The sequence below is a fragment of the Thermococcus radiotolerans genome, assembly GCF_002214565.1.
GTDB lineage: Archaea > Methanobacteriota_B > Thermococci > Thermococcales > Thermococcaceae > Thermococcus > Thermococcus radiotolerans.
On the sequence record NZ_CP015106.1, the window covers coordinates 146,471 to 162,099 of the forward strand.

Below are 15,629 nucleotides of genomic sequence, written 5' to 3' on the forward strand. Positions count from 1 at the left end.
TCGGGGGAAAGAGATTTATAAAATGAGGTTCAAAAATATTCCAGTGTCTGATTTCGCTTTCATAGGTGAGAATGATGCCGTGGACTCAGGATATAATAATGCTGGCACCTGAGGACGTTCTCATTGAAAACGTAATCGAACTGCTCAAGAGAATGGGTTTCAGGGACTACGAAAAGGTCGCGAGCAAGAAGGACTGGGGAATAGACATCGTGGCCATAAGGGACGACCCAATAGCCGGTATGGAGAAGCTCGTCATAGCCGTTCACCGGAAGGGACTCGCTTCATCGCGCGACGTCAATGTCTTCGCCGGGCTCGTGGACAAGTATAAGGCGGACAAGGGGATACTCATCTCGACCGCTGGCTTCACCAAGGACGCCAAGGTTCTCATCTCACGGGAGCACCGGGGAAGGATAATCCCCTGGGATGGTGAGAAGCTCATCTCGCTCTTCCACAACTATTCGCTTGAGCCGCCGGAGGAGCTCCTCAAGATGGCCGAGAGCGCCAAGAAGGAATCCGAGAAAAAGAGCCCCCTGAACGAGTTCGAGCTCGATGCTCCCCTCCTCTACGAGTTCTCCGCCCAGGATGTGTTCAAGAAGGTCGCCTCCTTCGCCTCATCCAAGTACCCGATCAAGCCCTCCGAGATGAGCCTCCAGGCCCTCTCCGTGACGCTCTCCAGCGCCTACATATTCTCCTGGTCCGTTGAGGGAGGAGAGGAGAAGGACAAGGCGGTGGTGTTCTCGGGGGAGGACATAGTCCTTCGCGCAACCGAGGACAAGAGGCTCAGCGTCCCGGTGACCAAGGCCCTCCTCAACGATGCCTCCTCCATTCAGGCGACCGAGAGGTACATCGAGGTTCCGATAAGCCCGAGCGAGGCGGTTCTGATACTCAAGGAACGGGCCGCCAGGGAACTGGGCGTCGCCGAGGGAAAGGTCTCAATCCACGAGCGGAAGAAGGTCTACGTTCCGAAGCTTGCCAAGCTCGACCTCAAGGTTGGTGAGAACACCGCGAAGGCCACCGTTAACCTGGAGAGCGGCAAGGTCGAGTTCGAGATAAGCCCCCTCCCGGACGACTACTTCGTCGGAAAGACCGAGGAGATAGTCCTCAAGCAGACAGGTGAGGAAGTGCTAGAAAAGGAGCTGAAGAGGGACAAGGGCAAGGTGAAGATATCCGGTAGAACCAAGAGCTTCTCCTTTGAAATGACCTTCAACGAGTACACCGGGAAGTCCCTCAGCCTCGAGGCCCTGCTGAGCGACGAGGCGCTGGACGAACTCCTGAGGAAGGCATACCCGAGCGGGAAAGTTATGAACCTCGAGAAGGGCAAGAAGGTTGCCGTTGCCGACATCCTGCTCGACGACGGCATAGCAGTCCTCGAGGTTGACCTAACCACCGGAAAGCACTCCGAAGTTAGGAAGCTTCCGTCCCCGCAGGAGGCCTTCAAAAACGCCAAGGAGGTCATAGAGGGCAACTTCCCGCTCAGGGACCTTGAGATGAGCTCTTACCGCGTTCTGGAGCACAAGTACCTCGAACTGACCCTTGAGAGCCCCGATGGCAAGGCAGTAGTTAAGGTGGACGGCGCCACGGGCGACGTTCTGGACTACCTCGTCGAGATAACCCCCGAGCGTGCCAAGGAGCTGGTGGCCGAGAGGTATCCAGACTTTGAGATAACTTCCGTTGAAGGAAAGGAGGCGGAGTACGTACTCAAGGCCGAGAACGAAAGGCACGTGGTTACAATAAGGCTCAGCAAGGATGGCAAGCTCGTTGAGGAAGTTGACCGCGTCCTCAGGAAGGAGCTGGCAGAGAAGATAGCCCTGAAGCGCGCGAGGGAGATCGACGAGGAGGCCGGTATCGACTCAATCTCCCTGAACGAAAACTGGGAGGTCGAGTTCGCTGGCAAGACGAAGATTGGAACACTAGTTCTCGACAGGGCCACAGGGGAGGTTCTCGAGGAGAACGTGCGCTTCACGGAGATGGCGATAGAGGCCATGTACCACGAGCACCTGAGGATGGCCTTTGGAGAGAATGAGCTTAAGACCGAGAGGCTGACCCACTACAAGGATAAGGGATACATAACCATCAAGGTCTCCGGCGCCGAGAGGTTCTACTACGCGCGGATAGACACCAGAACGGGGAAAATAATAAGCGAGGACGCGGCCCCCATGAAGGGAATAACGGCGAAGCTGAAGCAGATTCAGCTGGAGAGCAAATACAAGTGACTAGGTCATCAGCATGTTCTCTATCATTTTTATGGCTTCCACTATCTTTCTCTCTGGCTTTTCCTCGTTCTTCGGTATCTCCAGGTTTATGACGAGCCTCTCCTCCTTGCTGTCCTCGAAGTCGTAGACCTCAAGCTCCTCGACCTCGACGTCCTCGAAGATGCTCTCTATCTCCGGGCTGATTATCTTCTTGTCATTGCCGTAAACCTCGACGCGCACAACGTCCTCCGTCGTCGAGGCTATGACTATTATCTCGTACGCACCGACCTTTTTGGTGAAGCGGAGGACACTTCCGTAGCCCTCGACCTCCTCCTTGAAGCCGAGCTGGTGCATGGTGCTCCTTATGGCCTCGGTCTTGCTCTTTATCCTGTTCAGAATCCTCTCGCGGAGCTTGTAGCTCTCCTGGAGGGCCTTCTTTATCCCCTCCCCGGCATCCTCGATCGTGCCCTCCCAGATGCCGATGACCTTGATGCCCGATGAGGTTGGTTTGAGCTCTATCTTGATTGAGTCTATATCGAAGTCTCGCAGGTCGTCTATTTTAAGCTCGCTCAGCGTGAGGATGTCGAATTCCATCCTCACGATGTTGCCGAAGGCCTTGCCCTTGAACTTCACCTTCATCACCATGGTGGGCTTATGGCGACGGTTTAAAAACTCTTCCATCTGGGTGATGCGCGACGTTACAAAAAATGGAGGGGAGGAGGGCTTTCACTTCCTTCTCCTGAGGAAGGCCGGGATAAGTGCTATGGCCACCAGGGCGGCCGGACCGCAGGTACTGCCCTCCGACGGGCTGCTGGTGGTAGTGGTTGTCGCGGATGCGTACTCGTAGGTGGTCTCGGCTGTGTTGCCGTAGAAGTCCTCAACGACCACCTTCAGGGTGAATTCCGAGGAGTTCACCGTGAACTGGCTGAAGTAGTTGCCCTTGACGTCCCACGGGTTGGTAGAGAATGCAGGATAAGTCGCAACGACTTTGCCGTCCACTATCACCTGAATCTCCGCGCTCTTTATTCCGACGTTGTCGTTGGCGTCGAAGAAGACCTTGATAAGCGTTCCCGGCTTCGGCTTCCTTGGTGAGATGTAGCCGAACTCGACGGTCGGCTTCTGGGTGTCCTTCTCCTTGACGACCGCCAGCTGACTCTCACCCTCAGGCACGGTGACGTTCAGCAGCATGTAGTAATTGCCGCCTATCTCCCTCTCCGCGATGACCTTGTAGGTTATGGTGGTCGCGTCGGGGTCAACCTTGGCGCCCTCGGGTATCTGAACCACGAGGGGACCGCTGACGGCTTTACCCAGGTCGTTGAAGAAGTGAACCGCGCTTCCATCCTCACCGTTCTGCCTGAGAACGACGAACTTCTGGGGAACCGGCAGGGAGCTTATCCCCGGGTGAAGGACGTCGTCCATCTCAGGGAATGCCACCGTTCCGTTGGGATAAACGTATATCACTTGGGAGCCGTACCAGGAGGGAACGTTGTAGTTGTGGGACAGATCGGCCTTGCTCGGGGGGTTGCTGGTCTTGTCCGGCGCTCCCGTGGTGGTCAGGGTGTAGAACCAGTGCTCGTTCCCGTCCTTGTCGATGTACAGTATCGGCTTGTCGTGGTGTATGTGGCCGGCGAGTATGAGCCTGACGTTGTACTTCTCGACGAGCTGGAGGAAGTACCTTGCTATGTCCTGGTACTGTCCGTCTTTGCCCGCCCAGTCCCAGCTGATGTACTTCATGAGGGCGTTCCAGTCGTTGTCGTCGAAGGCGGTGTAGCCCTTTATGGTGCCGTACTGTCCCTCGTCGGTCTTGTACCAGAACGGGTGGTGGACGAGGACTATGACCGTCTTGTTCGGGTGGGATTTGAGTACGTCCTCCATCCACTGGAGCTGCTCCATCTCGGGATGCCTCTCCTCGCCGCGGCTGTCAAGGCCAATGATGAGGAAGTTCCCGATGACCTCGTAGAAGTACCTGGGGCCGACGTACTTCGAGTAGTAGGTCGGCGGGTGGTCGTGGTTGCCCTTGATGCTTATGAAGGGCATTCCGGCGGCGGTTCCGTGGAGGATCGCCAGGTCGAAGAGCTGGTAGCCCCTCTTGTCGCCGTTGGTGTCAACATCATCGCCGGTGCTTATCATGACGTTTACCTCGCCGCTGTCCACCATGGCGTAGTACGTCATGAAGCTGTCCGTGGCGGTGTAGCTGTGCATCGGTATCGGATCGTCGCAGTACTTGAGTATCTCGGGGATGCTCTTCTGGAAGTACTCCCCGCAGACGAAGCCCATCTTCGAGCCGCTCGTCACGTGGAAATCGCTTCCATGGGCGATCTTGAGAACCGTCGGGGCCTCCTTCATGACCCAAACGCCGTTCGGAATAGTCACTTCTCCCTTGTCGCTCTTCACGACAAGGAAGTAAACGTCCGGGGCGGCGTCCTCGGGTATCTTTGCCTTAACGACTCCGTTTTCGGTTCCAAGTATCTGAAGGTCGTACGGGCCGTGGAGAATCGAGATTATCTGCAATCCCTGGATTGTAACTCCTTCGGCCGGCTGCACCTCTATCGTGTCTCCGGGAAGGCCGATTGCTGGAACGCCTGGAAGGGGCCTCAGGATGATGTCCCCCGGCGTCACTGTGGTTCCTGCCTTGACTGGGGCCGATAAAACCGCCACGACGGCGAGAAGGGCAACGATTATTGCAATGGCTCTTTTGATGGCCATGGTATCACCAAGAAGAGGTGGTACAACTCAATTATAAGCTTTCCTTCCTACACTGGAAGGCATTTTCATGGGACCCTCTCCAACAGCTCCCTTGCCCACGCCACGATTCTCTCCGCGATTTCCGAGCTTCCCCCGAAACGGAGGTAGAGGCCGTAGTTTTCCTCTATCCTGTCGCCCAGCTTCAGTGACAGTTCCCTTCTCCCCGCATCGGCGGCAACGATGAGCCGCGTCAGGTCAACGGCCATCTCTATCAGCATGCAGTCCGCCCTGCTGAGGGGCCTGTTCGGGAGGTTCCCGCTTATCTCGCCCTCGGGGGCCATGGAGCACACCAGAATCCTAGTCTCCCCAAGTTCGTCCTCGTAGGGCTCTTCGCGGGCATCAACCCTTCCGTAGAATCCGGGTAGTCCTTTGATCCATCTGAATCCATCCGCCCCTTCGAACTCAAGGCTCACCGGGAGGTTCAGGCCGAGTTTCACCAGGAGTTCGGCGTCGTTGGTTATCTGTATCGAGGCGTACGGGTGTTCCTTGAGCTCCTCCGCACTCTTCCCTCCGAAGAGCCTGAAGAACAGTCTGTTTCCTCTCCTCACAACGCCCACTGGGGTGACGTTTGACCTCGTGACCAGCAGAACCTCGTAGACCTGCCCCTCTCTAAAGAGCTCGAGCATGAAACCACCAAAGGGAGATAGAAAAAGGGGGATTTAAAGCTGCTGCTTCGGAAGGACGATTATGTCGTCCCTCTCGACGTAGAAGGTTACCTCCTGCAGGGGCCTGAGTCCCGCAACTTCCCTGTCGCTGATGGTTCTGGCGATTATCCTGGTGTCCCCGAAGAGGCCAACGACCTCGATGAAGAAGCCGTAGTACTCGACGAGGTCAACGGTTCCGGTGAATGAGACCGCGTTCTCGACGGGCTTGAGCTGTATCCTCTCGGGCCTGATGACGATGACGACGTCGTCACTTTCGTCGGTGTAGTAGAGGCCGTCGAGCCTTATGCCCTCGAACTCGACGGTAACCCTGTCGCCGTTCCTCTCCACGACCTTGGCCGGGATGACGTTGGTCTTGCCCATGAAGCTCGCCACGAACTCGGTCCTCGGGCTCTCGTATATCTCCTTCGGCGTTCCGACCTGCTCGACGGTTCCGACGTTCATAACTGCAATCCTGTCGCTTATCGCCATTGCCTCCTCCTGGTCGTGGGTGACGTAGATGACGGTAATGCCGAGCTCGCGCTGGATTCTCCTTATCTCCGAACGCATCTCAAGGCGGAGCTTTGCGTCGAGGTTGCTCAGCGGTTCATCGAGGAGAAGAACCTTCGGCTCGACGACGAGGGCTCTGGCTATTGCAACACGCTGCTGCTGACCACCGGAAAGCTGGGTTGGATAGCGGTCCTCGAAGCCCTTGAGCTTGACCAGCTCAAGCGCCCACTCAACCTTCTTCCTTACCTCTTCCTTGGAGAGCTTTTTGAGCTTTAGGCCGTAGGCAACGTTGTCGAATACGGTCATGTGCGGCCAGAGGGCATAGTTCTGGAAGACGAGCACCGCTCCGCGCTTGCTGGAGGGGAGGTAAGTGACCTCCTCGTCTCCGAAGTGTATGGTTCCACTGTCCGGGAAGTCCAGGCCGGCTATGATTCTCAGCGTCGTTGACTTTCCACAGCCGCTCGGTCCGAGCAGTGTGAAGAGCTCTCCGGCTTTTATATGAAGGTCTATCCCCTTAAGGGCAACGGTTTCTCCGAAAGTTTTAACGATGTTTTCAAGCTTGACGTCAACCATCCCAACCACCTCATGTGAGACCTATGAATGAGTACCTCTGCTTGGTTATCACGTTGGCGAGGACTATGGCTATGATCTGCACGGTCATGAGGAAGACACCGAGCGCGGCCGCTAGATTAGCGCTTCCGACGGCACTCGTCATCAGCTCGACCATTCTGGCGGTTATCGGGTAGTACTCCGGGTTTATTGAACCGAGCGTGATGCCGACGCTGGTCTCGCTCATACAGTAGACGAAGCTCAGCATCGCGCCGCCCAGGAGGTTCAGGAGTATCAGCGGCATGAGGATTCCTGTGAGTGCCTTCCACCTTCCGGCGCCGAGGTTGAGCGCCGCCTCCTCGAGGGACACGTGCACCTGCTGGATTCCGGCGGAGATGGAGCGCGCCGCGAAGGGCAGACGCCTTATGGAGTAGGCCAGCACCAAGACCATCGCCGGGTTGAAGCCGAGCAGGTTGGTGGGGTCGAGTGGCGTGTCCGGGAACACCTTGGCGAAGAAGAAGAAATAGCTCATGGCTATGACGATACCTGGAACCGCTATCGGGATGGTCGAGAGGCTGTCGAGGACCGGACCGAGCTTGCTCTTCTTGAACCTGCTGGAGGCGTAGGATGCCGTGAGCGAGAGCAGAAGGATGACGATTATCGCTGCCGTAGAATACATAACGCTGTTCATGATGACCCTCTCGATGTCCGGCTGCGTGATGATGCTCTGTATGTGTGCCGTCGTGAAGCCCTGTGGCCACGTTCCGGACCAGCTCTCACTGAAGGCGAGGAGAACCACACCCACCTGCGGGAATATTGAGATGAGGAGCATCGGGAGGACGACGAGGTATATGAGAACTGCCTGCCAGCCCTTGGGCTTGGCCACGCGGGGCTTCCACCTTCCACCCTTGCTGAGCATCGCGTACTGGCGCAGGCTGACGTACTTCCTGATTCCAAGGAACATCAGGATGGCGATGGTGAGCATTATGAGCGCGAGGGCGGCGAGCTGTGGACTGCCCACGTTGAAACCGCTGGTGAATGCGCTGTAAATCTGGAAGGACATGAGCTTTCTGGCAAGGGCGTTGCCCTGGAAGACTATCGGCGCGGCGAGGTCCTCAAGGCTGAAGATGCCGACGAGGGTTGCACCGGCCGCTATTCCCGGAAGGGCAAGCGGGAAGGTGACCGTTCTGAAGAGGTGAAAGCTGCTACTTCCGAGGTTCTCGGCCTGCTCCTCGAGGGTGGGGTCGATGTTGATAAAGCTAGCGTAGGCGTTGAGGTAGACTATCGGGTAGTAGGTCATGGTCTGGGCGACTATAACACCGACTAGGCCGTCGATGACGATCCTGTGCGGGAACAGGTGAAGCATGTCGAAGAACAGCCAGTTGATGAGGCCGTTGGGGAGGAACATCTTCTTGACGATGAAGACGTTGACGAAGGGTGTGACGAGGAGGGGAACGAAGAGCAGAATTCTAACGATGTTCTTGCCCGGAAAGTCGTAGCGGGCCATGACGAAGGCGAATATCGTTCCGAGAATCGTCGTCAGTATCATGACGCTTATTGAGACGAGCAGGGAATTCAAGATGACTCCAAAGTCGACGCCCTGCACGTAGTATATCTGCTCTCCGTTGGGCATCGTGATGAGTCTGTAGAATTCTCCCGTCGGTCTGAAGCTGATATAATAGTCCGACGTCAGGATACTGGTGAACCAGTGGAATGAGAAGTGGCCGTTGTACTCGAAGGCCACCGCCAGCATCGTCAGCACGGGGATTATCAGGAATGCCACCAGGTAGAGGAGTGGGAACATGAATGACGCTGTCACAACAGGGTCGAAGATTGGCGTCCCAAAGAGATTCTCGCTCCACTTGCTAACCTTCATCGAGCATCAACCTCCGTTGTTTTGAACTCCCAGTCACTCTGATTGGGTCGAGGTGGACTCTATTTAAATATTTCCAAAAATTTGTTGATTCGCCGGCATCTAAACGGAGGGAAAAAAGGGAAGGAATATCCAGGGAGATATCAAATTCAACCGGTCATGCTCTGAAGGTCCTGGAGGACCTTGTCGTACTTGTTGCCGGCGGCCTGGCGCCACTCCTGGACGAGCTGGTCCTGGAAGTTCCTGTCTTTGGTTATCTTGTCGTTTATCTTCTTGGCGTACTCCTCGGTGAAGGTGACCATCTGGCCGGTCTCGGGGTCCTTGAACTGTATCGGGGCGGTGAGCTCTTCCTTGAGCTGCTCGAACTGCTCCTTGGTTATCTTGCCGTCCTTGTACGCCTGCACTATGGCAACCCAGGCGTCGTGGAGCTTCTGGTTCGGGTCAACGAGGGTGGCCTTGAAGTAGTACTGGAGCGCGCTGACGGTCTCAAGGGCGCGCTTGTCATCGAACGGTATTCCTTCGGCGTTTATGGCGTCCTGGTAGGCCTTCTTGAGGGCGGGCCTGACCTGGCCGTAGGTCTCTCCCTCGTGCTGGCCCTTGAATATGACGTCGGCGTAGGTCTTGGTTATCTTCATATCGAAGATGTTCGGGTTGATCGGGAGTCTGTTGACGTCGGGGCTCATCCAGACTGCCTGGCCCTCGGTGAGGACCCAGTATATGAAGGCCTGGGCCGCCTCGGGGTGCTGGGCGTTCTTGAGGAGCGCTATCGGGTCGCCGTTGATGATGCTCTCTCCCTTCGGGACTATGTACTGGCAGTCGGGGTTCTGCTGCATGGCGGTGTAGCCGTAGAAGTCGATGGTGTTTCCTGCCGCTATCTCGCCGTTTATGACGGCATCCCTGACGGCGTCACTCTGCATGTATATCTTGGAGTTGGCCGCTATGAGGGTCATGATGCGCCAGCCCTGGTCCCAGCCGAAGGCCTGGACGATGATCTGGTAAATCCTCGTGTTGGACGTGCTCCTGGTCGGGTCGGCTATGCCGTACTGCGGCGGGTTGAGGGCCCACTGCTCGCTGGCGACGTCCTCCCACTTCTCGGGAACGGGGAGGTTCCACTTCTTGAGCTGTGCCTTGTTGATCGTGAATCCGAACGATGAGAGCGCGGCGGCTATCCAGTATACGTTGTCGCCTTCCTTCCTTATCATGGGCATTCCGGCGAGCTGGGTTGGAATCTGGTTGCCTACGAGACCGAGAACCTTCTCGTCCGTTATCGGTGCGAGGTAGCCGGCCTTGTAGAGGTCGTCGAATAGGGTCGGACCTCCGCCCCAGCCGACGTCGGCGCCCTTCTCGATGTAGCTTGGCCAGAGGCTCTCCGGAACCTTGATGAACTTGAGGTCCTCGATGTTGTACTGCTTCGCGATCTCGCTCTTGAGGAATGCCTGCTTGGCCATGTACTGTATGGTGGCATCGTGTCTGGTGACGATAACAAGGGTTATGCCGCTGCTTTCGCCACCGCCGCCACTGATGCAGCCGCTGGCCACAACACTGATGGCAAGAAGCAGGATAAGACCAAGGGAGGCCCATTTCTTCATGGTTTATCACCCAGTTATGTTCAATCAGTGGAAGTTCCTCAAACTCAATAAAAAATTAATGGTTCAAGGGGCTAAAAAAGAAGAAAGATTCACCTCTTCCTCCTGTAGAGGGCGAGCGGTATGAGGGCGAGTCCGACGAGAGCGGCCGGACCGCAGGTGCTTCCGCCTCCACCCTCTTCCTTGCCGAGGCTCTGCTGGAGGTCAATGGTCCAGTGGATGAAGTTGGTGACGAACTGCGGGCCGTCGAGGTCAACGCCGTGGTAGGTCGGGCTCCACATGGGCTCGTAGCCGCCGTAGGGGGTCTCACCGCTGACGATGAGGACGTTCTTCTTGTCCGGGAAGACCTCAACCGCCATGAGCGGGAACTGGCCGGTTGAACCGGCAGTGTAGGCCTGGGCGGCAGGGTCGGTGTTCTCAACTATCTGACCGTCGCCGCTGCTGGTGACGATGACGTAGACGTTCTCAATGCCCCCTCCAGCAGGGAGCGTCTTCCAGTTGCCCTCGTCGTCAACGTAGGCGACGACACCCGGGCCGTGGAAGAGAACCTTGCCACCGTTGGCGAGGTCCTTTGTGAGCATGTCCTTGTTCGGGGTGTTGGCCTCGGGGTTAACGAGTCCAACTACACGGTATCCAGCGCCAGCGTTGCTGGTGGCGTCCTCAACGGAAGCCTGGTCAACCCTGAGGTGAACTCCAAGGGCGTCGAGAACCGAGTCGGCGTAGTCAATCCTGTCCTTACCATCGCCGTAGTCGCTGTCGGCGGCGATCCAGAGAATCTTTCCCCCCTGGTTCCACCAGTCCTCCAGGGCCTTTATCTCGTCGTTGCTGAAGGGCTGGCTGGGCTGGCCGATGATAAGGAAGTCAACGTCCTTGAGGGCATCGGCGGTTATCTTCTCGCCGACGCTCTGTATTCCGAGCTGGTCCGCGAGAGCGGGGTCACCGATGTAAACCCAGTTGACATCCGTTATGGTCTTGATCATTCCTTCGGCGAGGACATTGCCCTCCTTGTCCGTCAGCACTGCCAGGCCCTTGTCGCTTTCACCATGGGAGAGGTCAACACCGATGGTGGTGGCACTGGCCATGGCAAATCCAAACACTCCAAAGAAAACAAACACCGCAAGTATTATTGCAGCCTTCCTCATGGTATCACCGGGTTATTTAAGGCTCAGGAAGTTATAAATCTTATGAATCCGAACTTTAACAGTCTCGAAAAAGTTCCGTAAAGTCCTTAAAGGCTTATACCGTTCTGGGCTTGGTGGTGAGTATGGACATTGAGAGAAGGATAGAGCTTATCAAGAGAAAGCCCACGGAGGAGCTCCTGACGGAGGAAAACCTCAGGCACCTGCTCGAAGTTGGAGTTCCAATGCAGCACTACATCGGATTTGAGATAAGCGGTTACATTCATCTGGGAACCGGTTTGATGGCCGGAGCGAAGATAGCCGACCTTCAGAAGGCTGGAATCAAGACGAGAATCTTCCTCGCCGACTGGCACAGCTGGATAAACGACAAGCTCGGCGGGGATTTGGAGGTCATCCAGAAGGTCGCGCTGAGCTACTTCAAGGAGGGCATGAAGCAGAGCGTAAAGGTCATGGGCGGCGACCCGGATAAGGTCGAGTTCGTTCTGGCCAGCGAGATACTGGAGAAAGGTGATTACTGGCAGACGGTCATAGACATCTCCAAGAACGTGACTTTGGCGAGGATGATGCGCTCCATAACCATCATGGGCCGCCAGATGGGGGAGGGCATAGACTTCGCGAAGCTCATCTACCCCGCCATGCAGGTTGCCGACATCTACTACCAAGGCGTCACGATAGCCCACGCGGGAATGGACCAGAGAAAGGCCCATGTTATAGCTATCGAAGTGGCCCAGAAGCTCAAGTACCACGCCCTCGAATGGAAGGGTGAGAAGCTCAAGCCGGTTGCTCTGCACCACCACCTCCTGCTCGGCCTCCAGGAACCGCCGGTGTGGCCCATTGAGAGCGAGGAGCAGTTCAAAGAGCTGAAGACCCAGATGAAGATGAGCAAGAGCAAGCCCTACTCCGCGGTCTTCATACACGACAGCCCGGAGGAGATACGGCAGAAGCTCAGAAAGGCTTTCTGTCCGGCGAAAGAGGTCAAGTACAACCCGGTCCTCGACTGGGCCGAGTACATAATCTTCCGCGAGGAGCCGACGGAGTTCACAATCCACCGCCCGGCCAAGTTCGGCGGCGACGTAACCTACACCACCATCGAGGAGCTCAAGAGGGACTTCGCCGAGGGCAAGCTCCACCCGCTCGACCTCAAGAACGCTGTCGCCGAATACCTCATCGAACTCCTCAAGCCGGTCAGGGACTACTTCGAGAGGAACCCGGAGCCGCTTGAGCTGATGCGGGAGATAAAGATAACCCGCTGATTTTTCCTTCCCTTTTAGCTGGTGGAGCCGATGCCGGGAATAGACGAGAAGGACAGGGAGATACTCCGAATCCTTCGGAAGGAGGGCAGAATAACCCTAACCGAGCTCGGGAAGAGGGTTGGCCTATCCCCGGCGAGCGTGAAGAACAGGGTCGAAAAGCTGGAGAAGCTCGGGGCCATTAAGGGCTACTCCGCCATCGTTGACCCGGCTTTCCTCGATGAATACGTCCAAGCGTTCTTTGAGTTGCGCCTGGCCATAGACGACCACACGATCGACCAGATTCTGATGAAGATTGCTCGCATGGAGGAGGTTCAGAGCCTCTACCGGCGCAGCGGTGAGAGGCAGATACTCGTGAGGGCGAGCTTCCACGACACGGATGAGGTCAAGGCCTTCGCGGGAAGGCTCAAACGGTTCTTCGGCAAAAACCTCGAGCGGGTGGAGGTTACGCTCATAATAGACACCTTCAAGGAGAACTGGGTGTCTGGGGAGATTGAGAGGCGCTGATTGCTTGGTGAGGCGGTGGGGATGCTCTTCGTCGTGAGACCAGGGAGAAAGAAGAACGAGCTTGAGGCATTCTTCATCGAGAACGAGCCCGAAAAGCTCACCGCCATGAAGAACCTGAAGGCCGACAGGATATACCGCTTCATAATGCGCGAGGGGAGGCTCTTCAAGGTTCTCGAGGGAAGTCAGTATCGCAATCCTAAGGAGATCGAGAAGCTCCTCCGCGGTGCCAGAATCGTCCTTGTGAACGCCGACGAGTGGGAGGACTACTTCAAGAGGAGGCTCCAGAACAAGATGGTTGAACGCGCCGAGCTCTGTCGCCTCTGCCTCCTCGACGGCAGGATAACCGTCCTCACCGAGGGCAACCGCATTAAATACCACGGCGAGTACATCTGCGAGCGCTGTGCCGAGGACGAGCTGAAGAGGGAGCTCCGCTTCAGGTTCAAGAGCGTTGCCATGTTCGACCAGGCGAAGAAGCTCCTCGACAGGTTTAGAGACCTCGACAAGGTTCTCTACGCCTTCGACCCCCGCTTTGACCCGACGAGGCATCCGGAGATAACCAAGTGGGATGAACTGAAGGCCAAGCACGTGCGCGTTGAGAAAATACACCTCGACGAGCTCCCGCTTCCCGAGAAGTTTAAATCCGTTCTCAAAGCTGAAGGCGTTAACGAGCTCCTCCCGGTCCAGAGCTTGGCGGTAAAGGGCGGCCTCCTCGAGGGTGAGAGCCTCCTAGTGGTTTCGGCAACTGCGAGCGGCAAAACCCTCATCGGCGAGCTGGCCGGTGTCCCGAAGGCCATGAAAGGCCAGAAGATGCTCTTCCTAGTCCCCCTCGTCGCGCTGGCCAACCAGAAGTACGAGGACTTCAAGAGGAGGTATTCAAAGCTCGGTCTCCGCGTGGCCATCCGCGTCGGAATGAGCCGCATAAAGACCCGGGACGAGCTTGTGGTCGTTGACACGGGCATCGATGCCGACATCATAGTGGGAACCTACGAGGGCATAGACTACCTCCTCCGTGCCGGCAGGAAGATCGGCAACGTTGGAACCATCGTGATAGACGAGATACACACCCTCGACGACGAGGAGCGCGGGCCGAGGCTTGACGGACTAATTGCGAGGCTGAGGAAGCTCTATCCGAGCGCGCAGTTCATCGGTCTCTCCGCAACCGTTGGAAACGCCGGTGAACTGGCGAAGGAGCTTGGCCTGAAGCTGGTGCTCTACGACGAGAGACCGGTGGATCTTGAGAGGCACATAATCATAGCGAGAAACGAGTCCGAGAAGTGGCGCCACATAGCGGTTCTCTGCCGGGCGGAGGCAATGAGGAAATCCCGGCAGGGCTACAAGGGGCAGACGATAGTCTTCACCTTCTCGCGCAAGAGGACGCACGAGCTTGCGGCTTATCTCACGAGCAAAGGCCTGAAAGCCAAGCCTTACCACTCCGGCCTGCCCTACAAACAGAGGAAGCTCACCGAGATGGAGTTCCTGGCCCAACGGTTGGATGTGGTCGTTACAACAGCGGCTTTGGGAGCCGGTGTTGACTTTCCCGCTTCTCAGGTCATCTTCGAGAGCCTCGCAATGGGCAACAAGTGGCTGAGTGTAAGGGAGTTCCACCAGATGCTCGGTCGTGCCGGAAGGCCGCTCTACCACGAAAAGGGCAGGGTCTACCTCATCGTTGAGCCGGGGAGGAAGTACTCGGCCCAGATGGAGAGCTCCGAGGACGAGATCGCGTTCAAGCTGCTCACCGCACCGATTGAACCCGTCCTCGTCGAGTGGGGCGACGAGCTTGAGCAGGACAACGTTTTGGCCCATTCCTGCGTCTTCAATAGGCTCGACGTCATCGAGGATGTCCAATCCAAATGCCTCGGCGCCAACCAGAGTGCGGAAAAGGTTCTCGAAAAGCTTGAGGAGTTCGGCTTCGTCCGGCTTAAGGGCTCCCTCGTCGACGTCACCCCCTACGGAAGAGCAGTGAGTATGAGCTTTCTCCTGCCCAAGGAGGCTTCATTCATAAAGAACAGCCTGGGGAAGAAGCCCGCTCAGTGGATAGCCGTCAAGCTCTTGCCCTTCGAGAACCTCTACCTGAGCGGAACGCTCCAGAGGGAGCTTGAGAGTGCAGTGAGGGGGAGGCTGAGCGCCAACGTATTCTCGCCGAGCTTTGCTTCCATCCTTGAGGAGCTCGACAAGGTCATCCCGGAGCTCAGCCCTAACGCCGCCGAGAGGCTCTTCACGCTCTACCAAGAGTTCTTCATGTGTCCCGAGGAGGACTGCACGGACTATGCCATGGAGCGCGTTAGCAACATGATAATCGAGCTGAGGAGGAACGGTAAGCACCCCACGCAGATAGCGGAGCACTTCAGGAAGGTCTACGGGCTGATAGTCTATCCTGGAGACGTCTTCACGTGGCTTGACGGCATCGTGAGGAAGCTTGAGGCGGTGGAGAGGATCGCGAGGGTCTTCCGCGTGAGAAGTGCCGAGGAGGAGGCGAAGGTTCTGAAGAGGGAAATCGAGGAGGGCAGAACGATACGCAGGGACCGCGGGGAGGAGAGAAGTTACCAGAGGCCTTCAAGCCGTGGATACCACGGGAAACCGGGGAATAGGACCCAGACCCGAAAAGGGCTGGACGGTAGGAGGAAAAGGGCAGGCTGA

11 protein-coding genes are annotated in these 15,629 nt (G+C 56.8%); 4 read left to right on the forward strand and 7 right to left on the reverse strand.

Annotated features, from left to right (window positions below):
- Nucleotides 1–74 precede the first annotated feature (74 nt).
- Nucleotides 75–2,213: a restriction endonuclease gene (locus A3L10_RS00895; RefSeq protein ID WP_088865972.1), complete on the forward strand. Its 2,139-nt coding sequence runs from the start codon at nt 75–77 to the stop codon at nt 2,211–2,213.
- Here A3L10_RS00895 and A3L10_RS00900 read toward each other — a convergent pair whose 3' ends face one another.
- From A3L10_RS00900 to A3L10_RS00930, 7 genes are all read right to left on the reverse strand, one after another.
- The gene (locus A3L10_RS00900) at nt 2,214–2,837 is read right to left on the reverse strand and encodes a hypothetical protein (RefSeq protein ID WP_088180685.1); all 624 of its coding nucleotides are present in this window, start codon (nt 2,835–2,837) and stop codon (nt 2,214–2,216) included.
- Between the two features lie 81 nt (nt 2,838–2,918).
- The gene (locus A3L10_RS00905; RefSeq protein WP_088865973.1) at nt 2,919–4,898 is read right to left on the reverse strand and encodes a metallophosphoesterase; all 1,980 of its coding nucleotides are present in this window, start codon (nt 4,896–4,898) and stop codon (nt 2,919–2,921) included.
- Nucleotides 4,899–4,963: 65 nt separating this feature from the next.
- Complete coding sequence (locus A3L10_RS00910) at nt 4,964–5,563, reverse strand: DUF447 domain-containing protein (protein ID WP_088865974.1); 600 nt, start codon at nt 5,561–5,563, stop codon at nt 4,964–4,966.
- 33 nt (nt 5,564–5,596) lie between these two features.
- Entirely contained in the window at nt 5,597–6,661 is a 1,065-nt protein-coding gene (locus tag A3L10_RS00915; protein WP_088865975.1) for an ABC transporter ATP-binding protein, read from the reverse strand.
- A 10-nt stretch (nt 6,662–6,671) separates the two neighbouring features.
- On the reverse strand, nt 6,672–8,513 hold the full coding sequence (locus tag A3L10_RS00920; RefSeq protein WP_088865976.1) for an ABC transporter permease: 1,842 nt from the start codon (nt 8,511–8,513) through the stop codon (nt 6,672–6,674).
- A gap of 146 nt (nt 8,514–8,659) precedes the next feature.
- Nucleotides 8,660–10,099 (reverse strand): ABC transporter substrate-binding protein, encoded by a 1,440-nt coding sequence (locus A3L10_RS00925; protein ID WP_088865977.1) that lies wholly within the window; start codon nt 10,097–10,099, stop codon nt 8,660–8,662.
- 89 nt (nt 10,100–10,188) lie between these two features.
- Nucleotides 10,189–11,238, reverse strand: coding sequence for a DUF4350 domain-containing protein (locus A3L10_RS00930; RefSeq protein ID WP_088865978.1), 1,050 nt, complete (start codon nt 11,236–11,238; stop codon nt 10,189–10,191).
- Between the two features lie 122 nt (nt 11,239–11,360).
- Between A3L10_RS00930 and A3L10_RS00935 the strand changes: the two genes are divergently transcribed.
- Genes A3L10_RS00935 through A3L10_RS00945 form a run of 3 tightly spaced genes read left to right on the forward strand, consistent with a single transcriptional unit; the run spans nt 11,361 to nt 15,629 of the window.
- Entirely contained in the window at nt 11,361–12,488 is a 1,128-nt protein-coding gene (locus A3L10_RS00935) for a tyrosine--tRNA ligase (protein ID WP_088865979.1), read from the forward strand.
- 30 nt (nt 12,489–12,518) lie between these two features.
- A complete protein-coding gene (locus A3L10_RS00940) occupies nt 12,519–12,992 on the forward strand; it encodes an Lrp/AsnC family transcriptional regulator (RefSeq protein WP_088180677.1) in 474 nt (157 codons plus the stop codon).
- A gap of 21 nt (nt 12,993–13,013) precedes the next feature.
- Nucleotides 13,014–15,629 carry a DUF5814 domain-containing protein gene (locus A3L10_RS00945; RefSeq protein WP_088865980.1) on the forward strand — a complete coding sequence of 872 codons (2,616 nt, stop codon included), beginning with the start codon at nt 13,014–13,016 and terminating at the stop codon, nt 15,627–15,629.

Excerpts from the sequence above, each read along its gene's own strand:
- A3L10_RS00895 (WP_088865972.1), top strand. The coding sequence starts at position 75 with ATGCCGTGGACTCAGGATATAATAATGCTGGCACCTGAGGACGTTCTC.
- A3L10_RS00900 (WP_088180685.1), bottom strand. The coding sequence starts at position 2,837 with ATGGTGATGAAGGTGAAGTTCAAGGGCAAGGCCTTCGGCAACATCGTG.
- A3L10_RS00905 (WP_088865973.1), bottom strand. The coding sequence starts at position 4,898 with ATGGCCATCAAAAGAGCCATTGCAATAATCGTTGCCCTTCTCGCCGTC.
- A3L10_RS00910 (WP_088865974.1), bottom strand. The coding sequence starts at position 5,563 with ATGCTCGAGCTCTTTAGAGAGGGGCAGGTCTACGAGGTTCTGCTGGTC.
- A3L10_RS00915 (WP_088865975.1), bottom strand. The coding sequence starts at position 6,661 with ATGGTTGACGTCAAGCTTGAAAACATCGTTAAAACTTTCGGAGAAACC.
- A3L10_RS00920 (WP_088865976.1), bottom strand. The coding sequence starts at position 8,513 with ATGAAGGTTAGCAAGTGGAGCGAGAATCTCTTTGGGACGCCAATCTTC.
- A3L10_RS00925 (WP_088865977.1), bottom strand. The coding sequence starts at position 10,099 with ATGAAGAAATGGGCCTCCCTTGGTCTTATCCTGCTTCTTGCCATCAGT.
- A3L10_RS00930 (WP_088865978.1), bottom strand. The coding sequence starts at position 11,238 with ATGAGGAAGGCTGCAATAATACTTGCGGTGTTTGTTTTCTTTGGAGTG.
- A3L10_RS00935 (WP_088865979.1), top strand. The coding sequence starts at position 11,361 with ATGGACATTGAGAGAAGGATAGAGCTTATCAAGAGAAAGCCCACGGAG.
- A3L10_RS00940 (WP_088180677.1), top strand. The coding sequence starts at position 12,519 with ATGCCGGGAATAGACGAGAAGGACAGGGAGATACTCCGAATCCTTCGG.
- A3L10_RS00945 (WP_088865980.1), top strand. The coding sequence starts at position 13,014 with ATGCTCTTCGTCGTGAGACCAGGGAGAAAGAAGAACGAGCTTGAGGCA.